Consider the following 11,950-nt stretch of genomic DNA (forward strand, 5'->3'; position numbering starts at 1 on the left):
GTGGAACCGGCCGTTGCCCGGATCGATGCTGGACGGGAGACCAAGCGACAGCCGGAGGACTGCCATGCGTGAACCGACCGTGGCCTCGCTGATGACCGGCGAGGTGATCACCACGAGTCCCGAGACCCCGTTCAAGGATCTCGTGGACCTGTTGCAGAACAACCCGATCAGCGCGGTTCCCGTGCTGGACGGCGGATATCCGGTCGGCGTCGTGTCCGAGGCCGACCTGCTGCCCAAGGAGGAGTTCCGGGGTGGCACCGCGGACGCACCGACGATTTTCTCCGGCCGGGCTGCCAAGCACCGCTGGGAGCAGGCGAAAGGGCTCACCGCGCGCGACGTGATGACAACGCCGGTGAAGACGATCGCACCGGACGCGAGCGCGAGCGCCGCCGCGCATGAACTCGCGCTCGCCGGTGTGCGCCGGCTGTTCATCGTGGGCTCCGACGGCGCGCTCGTCGGTGTGCTGTCGCGGCGCGACCTGCTGAAGGTGTTCGTGCGCGAGGACGACGACCTGCGTACCGAGATCCGCGGCGAGGTGTTCGGCCGGACTTTGTGGGTCGATCCGGACACAGTGGACGTCGAGGTCGCCGACGGCGTGGTGACGTTGCGCGGGCAGCTGGAGCGCCGCAGTGAAGTCGACATCGCCGTGCACCTCGTGCGCGCCCTGCCGGGTGTCGTGGGCGTGGAGAACCACCTGACCTACACGTGGGACAACACCGCCGACCACATCCACCACGGCATGGGCACGTGAAGTCGTGAGTGGTTTCCGTTGCCATGACGACGGAAACCACTCACGACCCCGTCACGCCCTGGAACGCCGGTACCACCGCCACAGTTCGTCCGCGCCCCACACGATGACGGGGAACGCCAAGAGCACCGCGAGGTGTCCCGCGGGCGGGACGGCCGTGCCGAACACGTGCCGCAGCGGGGGAAGCGTCACGACGGCGGCGGCGAAGGCGACCTCGAACGCGATGCCCCACAGCAGGAGCCGGTTGCTCAGCGGGCCGATGGCCCGCAGCGAGGCGTACTGGGTGCGCGACGCGAACGCGGTGCCGATCTGGCACGCGACGATCCCCAGGAACGACATGGTCGTGGCCTGCACCCAGAGGTCGTGCGGGGGCACCTCGCCGAAGTGCCACCCACCGGCCAGCAGTATCCAGAAGAAGCCGGCCAGCACCAGCACCGCCGACACACCGCCGAGCAGGCCCCAGGCCCGGCCGAGCATCGCGCCGTCGATCACGTTGTCCGTCCGGCGCCGCGGCGGCCGGTCCATCAGGCCGGGCTCGGCCGGTTCGCGGCCCAGCGCCAGTGCGGGCAGCGTCTCGGTGCCCAGGTCGATCGCCAGGATCTGCAACACGGTGAGCGGCAACGGGATCGCCCCGCCGGACAGCGCGAAGAGCAGGAACGGGACGACCTCGGGTGTGGCGTGCGCGAAGATGTAGAGGATGAACTTGCGGACGTTGTCGTACACCCGGCGGCCGGCCTCGACCGCCGTGACGACGGTGGCGAAGTTGTCGTCGGTGAGCACCATCGTCGAGGCCTCGCGTGCCACGTCGGTGCCGGCCATTCCCATCGCCACACCGATGTCCGCGCGGCGCAGCGCGGGTGCGTCGTTCACACCGTCGCCGGTCATCGCGACGATGTTGCCCTCGGCCCGCAACGCGTCGGCGATGCGCAGCTTCACCTCCGGGGAGCTGCGCGCGAAGATCAGTTCCTCACCGCCGCGCAACAGGTCGTCCAGCTCGGCCTCGCTCATCTCGTCGAGCTCGGCGCCGGTGACCACCTTCGTGCCGTTGCGGGCGATGCCCACCTGGCGGGCGATCTCCTTCGCGGTGAGACCATGATCGCCGGTGACCACGATGAGCCGGATGCCCGCGGTGTGACAGCGGGCGACCGCGTCGGCGACCTCGGGCCGCGGCGGGTCGAACATCGCGACGACACCGAGCAGCGTGAGGTCGCGCTCGGCGTCCTCCCGCCGTTCGGGCACCTCGTCGCACGAGCGGCGGGCCACGGCCAGTAACCGCAGGCCTCGCCGGGCGTATCCCGCGATCAGCTCGGTGAGCGCGGCGCGATCGGTGATCCCGGTCGACCGGGCCAGCACCTCCTCCGGGGCTCCTTTGACGTTGACGACCAGCCGCTCACCATTGAGGTCCACTGTGGACATGATTCGGAGTGCGGGGTCGAAGTGGAACTGCCGCGCCCGGCCGAGCTCGCGTCGTCCGGCCGACACGTCGGCGCCGAGCTCGGACGCGGCCCGCAGCAGCGCCAGTTCGGTGGGATCCCCGGTCCCGGCTTCGAGATCGGCGTTCGAGCACGCCGCGACGGCCTCGGCGAGCGCGGCCCGGTCCGTGTCACCGGGTGTCCAGATGTCGGTGACGCGCATGCGGTTCTGCGTCAGCGTGCCGGTCTTGTCGGTGCAGATGACCGTGGTGGAGCCGAGCGTCTCGACCGCCGAGAGCCGTTTGACCACCGCACCGCCGCGGGCCAGCACCCGCACCCCGACGGCGAGCGCCAGGGTGATCGTCGGCAGCAGCCCCTCCGGCACGTTCGCGACGAGCAGGCCGATGGCGAAGTTGAACGAGTCCGCCAGCGGCAGCCCGGCGACGAACACGCCCAGCGGCAGGAACGCGATGCCCGCCCCGACCGCGACCGCGGCGATCAGCCACGCGACCCGTTTCACCTGACGTTCCAACGGGCTCTCGTCGCGGCCGACGCGTTGCGACAGGGCGGCGATCCGGCCCAGCTCGGTGCGCATGCCCGTCGCGAACACGACGGCCTTCGCCTCACCACCGGTGCAGCTGGTGCCGCTGAACAACAGGTCGCGGGCGTCGAGCAGGGGACCGCCGACGTCCGTGAGATCCGCGGAGCGGAACGCGGGCAGCGACTCCCCGGTCAGTGTGGACAGGTCGACCTCGACGCCGCCGTCGACGAGCCGCGCGTCCGCGGACACTCGGTCGCCTTCCCCGACCAGGAGCACGTCACCGGGCACGAGGTCACGCGCGGGTATCTCGGCCCGCGTGCCATCCCGCAGCACGGTCGCCTTCGTGGGCAGGTATGCCGCGAGTGCCTCGACGGCCTTCTCCGCCTGCTGTTCCTGGACGAACGCCAGCGCGGCGTTGAGCACGATCACCGCCACGATGGCGATGCCGAGCACCGTCGTGCCCGCCACGACGGCGAGACCGGCCGCCAGCCACAACAACAGAGCCAGTGGATGCGTGAACTGGCGCAGCAGCTGTTGCGGCCAGTCGCGGCGTTTTCGCCTCGTCAACTCGTTGGGGCCGTGGGCCTCCAGCCGCCGCGCCGCCTCGCGGGCCGACAGCCCGGCCGGCCGGGTGCGCAGGTCGCGGAACAACCGGTCCAGGGGTTCGCGCGGATCGCTCTCGGTCACGGTCGCAGTGGTCATGAATCCGAGCATTGCCAACACATGTGGCGCTCCCCAGGGACGAAAGACCGTGCCTGACGGGACCCTCAGCGCGTGCGCCGCAACCGCATTCCGATTCCACTCGCGGCGAGCAGGACGGCCCCGGCGACGAGCAGGAGCGCGCCGCCGCCGACGACACCGTCGGTCCAGTCCCACACGGCTTCCGGCACCGCGATGGTGGTCGCCACGACGCCCGCCACGAGCAGGACGATCGAGTGGAAGCGGAAGTACGCGGCGAAACACCCGACGGCGAGCGCGGCCGTGAGCGAATAGGTGAGGGCGGCGGTGTCCGAGCCGGCGAGTGGTTGCTGCGCGCCGAACAACGCGACCACCCCGCCGATCGCGATCGCGAGCGGGACCGGGCGCAGCACCCCGGCGATCGCCAGTCCCATCCCGAGCACTCCGAGGGTGAACAACGCGATCCCGACGGCGACCGGAGTCTCGGCGACGAAGTCGGTGACCCACGCGCCGGTGGCGAACGCGGCGGTGGCGGCCACGGCCAGGTAGGCGATCACGGTGGGCAGGACGACGTATCCGGCGATCGCCACGACGAGCCCGGTCGTGCCGCCGACGACGGCTTCATGGTCTTCGTAGGCGACTCCACCGGTGAACGCGGCGGTCGCGGCGGCGAGGGCGAACAGGGTGCTCACGACGCGTCCGCGCTGGTGTGTGAGGGTCCGCACGCGGGCGGGACCACCCGCGATCAGCAGTCCCGCGACGACGAGTACCACCGTCGTGGTGCCGAGCAGCGCGACCTTCGCGGTCCGGGACAGGTCCTCCCACGACGTGCCGAGGAGCAGGGCGGCACCGCCGAGCAGCAGGCCCCCGCCGAGGTACCCGAGCAGCTCGACGATCCGGTGCCGCGGCGCGACACCGGGTTCCTCGAGCGCCTCGCGCACGGCGAGCTCCTGGTCGGCGGACAGCACTCCGCGTGTGGTCAGGTCACGCAGAGCCGCCTGCTGGTGTGCGTTGAGCGGCATCGTCCTCACCTCCCGGCGTCACCACCAGCGTGCCGCCCCACGGGCTCAGCCGCTCGGCTTGTTCTTCACCTCGACGCCGCCGAAGATCGCGGTGGCGTTGACGGTCAGCAGCGGCGCGTCCGGTGACAGGTCTCCGTTGCCGTCGGTCTTGTCGTCGATGCCGCCCATGAACGGCAGCCCGCCGACCGCCACGCGCCAGCCCTCGGGCACCAGCACCTCGACCCCGCCGAAGAGCGCGAACGCGTCGACGCTGGCCTCGGTGTCGATGTGGGCGCCGCGCAGGTCGAGCGTCGCGCCGCCGAAGACGGCCGAGATGTCGGAGTGTTGCAAGTGCTCGGAGCGTTCGCGCACCTTGCTGCCGCCGAACAGGACGACCGGGGTCGGCACGCTCTGGTGGTCGTGGACGCGATGCCTGCGCAACCCGGCGAGCACCGCGAGCCCGGCCACCACCAGCACCGCCGGCCAGAACAGGTCGCCGGTCGTCCAGCCCAGGTTGCCCACCAGCAGGATCAGCCCCACCACGCACACCACGACCGGTCCGGTGGACACCGCGGCCTGCGCGACCATCGCCACGACACCGAGCCCGATGATCGCGACGGGCCACCAGCGCCCGACGAGGCTGCCGGAGTCCAGCACGCCGGTCGCGTCCAGGACGCCCAGCAGGCCGAGCGCGAGCAGCACCAGCCCGACCCACAGCCGCACGGGTTTCACGGCGTTTCCCCGGTGGACGGCGGCTCTTCGCGTCGCTCGACCTCGATGGACCACTCGCTGGCGAGCGCCGCGATGGCGCCGATGGCCGTCACGACGGGAGCGGCGATCGCGGCGACGACACCCGCGGTCACCGGGATCTCGATGACGGTGTGCCCCTTGTCGTTCTTGATGATCACGCGCCGGACGTTGCCCTCGTGGATCAGGTGCTTGACCTGGTCGACGAGCGCCTGTCCCCGGACGCGGGTCTCCTTCGACTGTTCCACGGTCATGGTTGTCTCCCTTCCTCACGAACGATGTGGCCGACCTCAGTAAGGATCGCGATGAGCGCGGCGGCGGAACCGGGCTGGAAGTCACCTCGGAGGCGGGCCCCAGGGCCCTGCTGCCCGGCGCATCCGGATGTTCGAGGACCGGTGTGCCGAGCTGTACAGCGCGGCGAAGATCCGTTGGCCGCCGAGCGGCCCGACGCCGCGCACCGGCGCGCGCTCACCGGCGGCATGATGAACTATGAATGGGGGATCAACGGCCGCGCGGGTGATCTCACCAGTCCGGCTCGGGTCCGAAGTGGACAGAGATGCGGGTCGTAATCGTGAACACGACGATGACATCGCGGTCGTGCTGCCCGGCCAGACCGTGGCCCGCGACTTCGACCCGGACTTCGTCTCAAGGCTTGACGATGCCGCCCACGGGAGCGCGCGTGGCGGAGCCGAGGAGTGCGAGCTTGTCCGCGTCCTCGGTGCCCGCGTCGGGGTGGTAGACGACGAGCATGATGCTGTCCGTACCGCTGACCTGGTACTTCTCCCTGTTGAGGGTGAGTTCGCCGACCTGTGGGTGGAGGAAGCGGACGGTCGCGCTCATCCGGGGACGGACGTCGTGGCGGGCCCAGAGCTTCTGGAAGTACGGACTGGCCAGGGTGAGCTCGCCGACGAGCTCGATGAAACGAGGGTCGTCGGTTTCGGCGCCGACGGCCTGGCGGAAGCCCGCGATCAGGTAGGCCGCCGCCATCTCCCAGTCCAGGAACATCTCCCGCTCCTCCGGGTCGAGGAACACGTCGCGCAGCCTGTTCGCGCCCGCGGTCAACCGAGGTGAGAGCGCGGTGGCGAGCGGGTTCGCGGCCAGGACGTCGAGACAGCGCCCTTCGACGAAAGCGGGCAGCGGAAGCATGTCCAGCAGTTTGGCGGTGCCCGCGGGTACGGTTTCCCGCCGTCTGCGGCGGGGCTTGCGGGGTCTGTCAGCGGCGAGGCTGAACAGGTACTCCTTCGTGTCGTCGTCCAGGCGCAGCACGGTGGCGAGGGACTCCAGGACCTGAGCCGACGGGCGCCGGTCGCGGCCGCGCTCGAGTCTCAGGTAGTAGTCGGCACTGATGCCCGCCAGCATCGCCACCTCCTCCCGGCGCAGCCCCGGAACCCGTCGCACCCCATGCACGGGGAGGCCCACCTGCTCCGGTGTGACGAGCTCGCGGCGAGCGCGCAGGAATGCGCCGATCAGGTTCGGATCGTCGGTCATGGCACCACGGTAGAACGGCGCGCAGGCACCTGAGGGGCCCTGTCACCACCCAGGCTCACGAGGGCTCTGGCAGGACGGCACTGTCGGCCGAAAGATCATCGGTGATGGCTTCACCACCGCGGTTGAGCAGGGAAGTGAACGACATGAACAACACCCGAGAGCGCGTTCTGGTCACCGGCGGGTCGGGCTTCATCGCCGGCCACATCATCGTGCAGCTCCTCGAACAGGGCTACCAGGTCCGCACCACCGTGCGGTCGCTGCGCAAGGAGAGCACGGTGCGCGCCGTCCTGGCAGACGCGGGCATGGTGAACGACTCGGCGTTGAGCTTCGTCGCCGCCGATCTCACGAACGACGCGGGCTGGTCCGAGGCCGTCGAGGGGTGCGACTACGTGCTGCACGTGGCGTCACCCGTGCACCTGCGGAACGTCAGGAACGAGGACGATGTCATCGTGCCCGCACGGGAGGGCACATTGCGGGTGCTGCGGGCCGCCCACCGCGCCGGTGTGCGGCGGGTGGTGCTCACGTCTGCTTTCCATGCCGTCGGTTTCGGTCACGGTCGCGCCGACCGCACGTTCACCGAGGACGACTGGTCAGTCCTCAATGGACCAGGTGTGGACGCCTACGGGAAGAGCAAGACCCTGGCCGAACGCGCCGCCTGGGACTTCATCGCCGCAGAGGGACGCGGGATGGAGCTGGTCACCATGCTGCCCGTCGCGGTGATGGGACCGGTGATGGGCAACGACATCTCCGGCTCGAACCACGTCGTTCAACGCAGCCTCGACGGCCGGATGCCCGGCTATCCGAACATGTGGATGCCGATCGTCGACGTTCGAGACGTGGCATCCGCCCACATCCTCGCGATGATCGAACCCGGCGCCGCTGGGCAGAGGTTCCTCGTCTCCAGCGGACCGTCGATCGCGATGAAGGACATCGGCGTCCTGCTCAGGACACACCTCGGTGACGCGGCCAAGCGAGTGCCAACCCGCACGATCCCCGACTTCGTGGTCAGGCTGGTGGCCAGGTTCAACGCGGATCTCAGGCCGGTGGCCGCCGACCTCGGCTTCGTCAAGAAGGTGTCGAGCGACAAGGCCCGGCGGGTGCTGGGCTGGCAGCCGCGCCCGTCGCAGGAGGCCGTCATCGCGGCGGGCCAGAGCATGATCAGGAAATCACTCGTCAAGAGCTGATGCGCCGCGGTGATCACCAGCTCACACGAAGGCGCTCTGGCCGTCTCCGAAGACGATCACCGGCGCGCAATCGTGGTTCTGATCGGATGCTGCACTGTCCTTGGGGAACGAGGCTGTGGGAGTGGTGCCTCAGCCTGTTGAGACGCGACCCGCCGTGCGGCTGGTGCGCATCTTGTTTGGGGATTTCCACAGACATGCGCGGTTAGGTTCGCACGTGAACCGGTGACAGTGCGGGAGTGTGAGTGAGTCACAACGCTGAAGTGCGGCTCGCGGTGCTCGGCGCCGGGGTGATGGGGCTCGCGATCGCGACGATGGCGGTCGGTTGCGGTGTTCCGGTCATCCTGGTCGAGACCGATGCCACGAAGCGGGACGAGGCCGGTGGCGCGGTCACCCGCCAGCTGCGGATGGCGCACCTGCTCGGTGGCCTGGACCGCACGACGGTGCCCGGCCGGCTGGAGGTGACCGGGGCGGTCGATGACGTGGCGGGCGCGACGGCTGTCGTCGAGGCGATCGTCGAGGACGCTGGGGCGAAGGCCGAGGTGCTGCGCGCGGCGTCGGCGGTGGTCGCGCCGGGAACGGTGCTGGCCACGAACACTTCCGGTATCCCGGTCGACGAGCTCGCCGACGCCGTGGCGCGTCCCGAGGAGCTTGTCGGCACTCACTTCATGAACCCGCCGTACCTCATCGCGACGGTGGAGGTGGTGCGCGGCCGGCGCACCGGCGACGCCGCGCTCGAACGCACGCGGGCCGTGCTGGCGGCGCTGGGCAGGCAGGCGATCGTGGTCGGCGACGGGCCGGGTTTCGTCAGCAGCCGCATCCTGCACCGGATGATCAACGACGCCATCCGGATCGTCGACGAGGGCAGGGCGCCGGTCGAGGCGGTGGACGCGTTGATGCAGGGGTGCGGGCACAAGGTCGGGCCGTTGCGCACGGCGGATCTGATCGGGCTCGACAACCTCGCGGACTCGTTGCGCTGTCTGTACGAGAGGACCGGCGACGAGACGTTCCGGCCCGCCGAACTGCTGCTGCGCAAGGTGCGTGACGGTCATCGCGGACGTAAGTCGGGCCGCGGTTTCTACGAGTACGTGGAGGCGTTCTGATGTCGGACGCGGTGGTCGAGTCGAGCGAGATCGACGACGAGGTGCTGCGGTTCCTCGAGACCAAGACCAAGATCCGCTGGGGGACGGACCAGGACCTCTTCGCGTCCGGCGTTGTGTCGTCGATGTTCGCGATGGAACTGGTCGTGTACCTCGAGAGCACGTTCGGCATCGTCATCCTCGGGCCGGATCTGCAGATGGACAACTTCCGGACCGTGCGGGCGATGACAGACCTCGTCACCAGGCTGCGCGGTGCCTGAGGACCTCACCACGCTGGTCGGCGACTCGGCGCCGGAGTGGGACCGTACCGGCCTGCTGCCGCTCGAGCTGCTGCGCGACCTCGGCCGTCGCGGCCTGCTGTGCGCGCAGGTGCCCGCCGAGTTCGGCGGGCTCGGGTATTCCGGTCAGGACAACGGGGAGTTCACCGCGCACGTCGGCGGCCTGTGCAGCTCGCTGCGCAGCGTGATGACGTCGCAGGGGATGGCGGCCTGGACGGTGCAGCGGTTCGGCGCGCCGGACCAGCGTGCGCGGTGGCTGCCGCGGTTGACGGGCGGAGAGCTGGCCGCCGTGGCGTTCAGCGAGCCGGGGGCGGGCAGCGACTTGGCCGGCATGGGCACGACCGTCGAGCAGGATGGCGACTCGGTGATCGTCACCGGCCGCAAGGTGTGGATCACCGTTGGCGCGTACGCCGACGTCGTCGTGGTTTTCGGTCGATACCAGCACGGAGCGGCCGCGGTCATCGTGCCGGTGTCCACACCGGGTGTGCGGATCGAACGGATCGCCGACCCGCTCGGCTGCCGCGCCGCGGGGCACGCCAACGTCGTGCTGGACGCGGTGCGCGTTCCGGCCGAGAACATGCTGGGACGGTCCGGGATTCCGCTGCCGTTCCTCGTGACGGCGGCGTTGTCCTATGGCCGGCTCTCCGTCGCCTGGGGCTGTGTCGGCATCCTGCGGGCTTGTCTCGGTGCCGCGGCGAGGCACGCGAAGACGCGCGAGCAGAACGGAATCGTCCTCGCCGATCATCAGCTCGTGGCCGCGCACCTCGCTGATCTCTACGTCGCCGAGCAGGTGGCGACTCGGGTGTGCGAGCACGCGAGCCGCTGCTGGGACTCGGAGTCGCCGGAGCTCGTGAGCGCGGTGGTCACCGCGAAGCACGTCGCGGCGACGCAGGCCGCGGCCGGGGCGTCGACCGCGGTGCAGGTGCTGGCGTCGGCGGGATCGAGGGACGGGCATGTGGTGGCGCGGGCGTACCGCGACGCGAAGCTGATGGAGATCATCGAGGGCAGCAACGAGATCTGCCGGACGGTGCTGGCCCGGCACGTGCTCGCCGGCGTCGGGAGTGGACAGTGACCCTGGTCAAATGTCTTGTCTGGGATCTGGACAACACGTTGTGGCGCGGCACGTTGCTCGAGGACGACGCGGTCGTGTTCGACGACGCGGTGCGCGACGTGATCGTCGAGCTGGACTCCAGGGGCGTGCTGCAGGCGGTGTCCAGCAAGAACGACCACGACCTCGCGTGGGCGAAGCTCGTGGAGCTGGGGGTCGCGGAGTACTTTGTCGCCGCGCGCATCGGCTGGGGACCGAAGTCGGCGGCCGTGCGGGAGATCGCGGACGAGCTGGGCTTCGCACCGGCGACGATCGCGTTCGTGGACGACCAGCCAGTCGAACGCGCGGAGGTCGCCCACCACCTGCCCGCCGTGCGCTGTTATCCGGCGGAGCGGGTCCTCGACCTGGCCGCCCTCCCGGAGTTCAGTCCCGAGGTGGTCACGGTCGACGCGCGACGACGCCGGTCGATGTACCAGGCCGCGCGGCGTCGTGATCACGAACGCGCCGGGTTCACCGGGCCGGACGAGGACTTCCTGCGCTCGTTGGATCTCGTCATGGAGATCGTGCCCGCCACCGCCGACCTGGTGTCCAGGGTGGAGGAGCTGACGCGCCGCACCAGCCAGATGAACGCGACCGGCGTGCACTACTCGCAGGAGACGTTGTGCGGTGTGCTCGACCAGGTCCTCGTCGTCACGATGTCCGACCGCTTCGGCTCCCACGGTGCCGTCGGTGTGGTGCTCCTGGAACGCGGCCCGGCGGTGTGGCACCTGAAGCTGCTGGCCACCTCGTGCCGGGTGGTGTCGTTCGGCGCGGGTGCGGTGATCCTGCGGTGGCTGGCCGACCAGGCGGCGCGGGCGGGCACGCACCTGGTCGCCGACTTCCGGCGCACCGAACGCAACCGGATCATGGAGATCGCGTACCGCTTCGCGGGGTTCACCGACGACGCGTGCGCCTGCCGGGATGGGCTGGCCCCGGCGGAGGACGTCGAACGGCTGCACCTGCTTCCGGTGCGTCAGAAACCACCCGGAATAATGCGTCTCACTGCGCCCGATCTCACCGCTTTCGCAATAACGTAACGCCGTCCGCGATCGGCAGCAGAACGAGATCGACGCGTTCGTCGTTACGCAATTGCGCGTTCACCTTCCGGATGGTCTCGGTGTCGGCGTCGTTCGCGTCGGCGTCAACGACGCGACCCGACAGCAAAGTGTTATCCAGAATGATGAGGCCGCCAGTTCGCACTAGGCGTAGGCTCTCTTCCAGGTAGTGACCGTAGCTCGACTTGTCGGCATCGACGAAAACGATGTCAAAGCCTTCAACCGGCATCGTCGCGAGCATCGTGGTGGCGTCGCCCTGCCGGAAGTCGATGCGGTCGCGCACCCCGGCCTCGGCCCAGTAAGGCTCCGCGACACTCAACCACCTGGCGGTGATATCGCAGGTGACGACCTTGCCGTCAGCTGGGAGGGCAGAGGCGATGCAGAGCGTGCTGTAGCCGGTGAACGTGCCGATCTCAAGCACCTCGCGTGCGGCGGTGAGCCGCACGAGAAATGCCAGCAGCTGCCCTTGTCCGGGCATCACCTGCATTGCCTTCCCCAACGGAATTCCGGCCGTCTCAATTCGCAGTCGTTCGAGCACGGAATCTTCGCGAAGTGAGACGCTGTCGACGTAGTCGAGCAGGTTCGGTGTCAGCTCTATTTGACCGGCCATGGGATATTTCCTAGATTGTCACGC

12 protein-coding genes are annotated in these 11,950 nt (G+C 69.6%); 6 read left to right on the plus strand and 6 right to left on the minus strand.

Translation table 11 applies throughout. The features are described from left to right. Positions 1-64: 64 nt before the first annotated feature. On the plus strand, positions 65-751 hold the full coding sequence (locus QSK35_RS00635) for a CBS domain-containing protein (RefSeq protein WP_285741191.1): 687 nt from the start codon (positions 65-67) through the stop codon (positions 749-751). A gap of 51 nt (positions 752-802) precedes the next feature. Here QSK35_RS00635 and QSK35_RS00640 read toward each other — a convergent pair whose 3' ends face one another. The 5 genes from QSK35_RS00640 to QSK35_RS00660 form a co-directional block, all read right to left on the minus strand. After that, positions 803-3,403: a cation-translocating P-type ATPase gene (locus tag QSK35_RS00640; protein ID WP_285741192.1), complete on the minus strand. Its 2,601-nt coding sequence runs from the start codon at positions 3,401-3,403 to the stop codon at positions 803-805. 65 nt (positions 3,404-3,468) lie between these two features. Next, the gene (locus QSK35_RS00645) at positions 3,469-4,401 is read right to left on the minus strand and encodes a DUF2157 domain-containing protein (protein ID WP_285741193.1); all 933 of its coding nucleotides are present in this window, start codon (positions 4,399-4,401) and stop codon (positions 3,469-3,471) included. Positions 4,402-4,446: 45 nt separating this feature from the next. Next, entirely contained in the window at positions 4,447-5,112 is a 666-nt protein-coding gene (locus QSK35_RS00650; RefSeq protein WP_285741194.1) for a LiaF transmembrane domain-containing protein, read from the minus strand. Continuing rightward, on the minus strand, positions 5,109-5,381 hold the full coding sequence (locus QSK35_RS00655) for a DUF4342 domain-containing protein (RefSeq protein ID WP_285741195.1): 273 nt from the start codon (positions 5,379-5,381) through the stop codon (positions 5,109-5,111). Before QSK35_RS00655 ends, QSK35_RS00650 begins: the two co-directional genes overlap by 4 nt. Positions 5,382-5,772: 391 nt before the next feature. Beyond that, entirely contained in the window at positions 5,773-6,615 is an 843-nt protein-coding gene (locus tag QSK35_RS00660) for a helix-turn-helix domain-containing protein (protein WP_285741196.1), read from the minus strand. 143 nt (positions 6,616-6,758) lie between these two features. On the opposite strand from QSK35_RS00660, the gene QSK35_RS00665 reads away from it, so the two are divergent. From QSK35_RS00665 to QSK35_RS00685, 5 genes are all read left to right on the plus strand, one after another. Then, positions 6,759-7,799, plus strand: coding sequence for an SDR family oxidoreductase (locus QSK35_RS00665; RefSeq protein ID WP_285741197.1), 1,041 nt, complete (start codon positions 6,759-6,761; stop codon positions 7,797-7,799). Positions 7,800-8,041: 242 nt separating this feature from the next. Beyond that, complete coding sequence (locus tag QSK35_RS00670) at positions 8,042-8,899, plus strand: 3-hydroxyacyl-CoA dehydrogenase family protein (RefSeq protein ID WP_285741198.1); 858 nt, start codon at positions 8,042-8,044, stop codon at positions 8,897-8,899. Beyond that, positions 8,899-9,156, plus strand: a complete 258-nt coding sequence (locus QSK35_RS00675) for an acyl carrier protein (RefSeq protein WP_285741199.1) — start codon at positions 8,899-8,901, stop codon at positions 9,154-9,156. The genes QSK35_RS00670 and QSK35_RS00675 overlap by 1 nt, the downstream gene beginning before the upstream one ends. Next, positions 9,149-10,246, plus strand: coding sequence for an acyl-CoA dehydrogenase family protein (locus QSK35_RS00680; protein WP_285741200.1), 1,098 nt, complete (start codon positions 9,149-9,151; stop codon positions 10,244-10,246). Before QSK35_RS00675 ends, QSK35_RS00680 begins: the two co-directional genes overlap by 8 nt. Then, positions 10,243-11,298, plus strand: a complete 1,056-nt coding sequence (locus QSK35_RS00685; RefSeq protein WP_285741201.1) for an HAD-IIIC family phosphatase — start codon at positions 10,243-10,245, stop codon at positions 11,296-11,298. The genes QSK35_RS00680 and QSK35_RS00685 overlap by 4 nt, the downstream gene beginning before the upstream one ends. On the opposite strand, the gene QSK35_RS00690 is transcribed toward QSK35_RS00685, so the two are convergent. Continuing rightward, a complete protein-coding gene (locus QSK35_RS00690) occupies positions 11,276-11,926 on the minus strand; it encodes an O-methyltransferase (protein WP_285741202.1) in 651 nt (216 codons plus the stop codon). The two genes, QSK35_RS00685 and QSK35_RS00690, sit on opposite strands and share 23 nt — an antisense overlap. Between the last annotated feature and the right edge of the window lie 24 nt (positions 11,927-11,950).

The sequence above is a fragment of the Lentzea sp. NBRC 105346 genome, from assembly GCF_030269605.1.
In the GTDB taxonomy this organism is placed as follows: domain Bacteria; phylum Actinomycetota; class Actinomycetes; order Mycobacteriales; family Pseudonocardiaceae; genus Lentzea.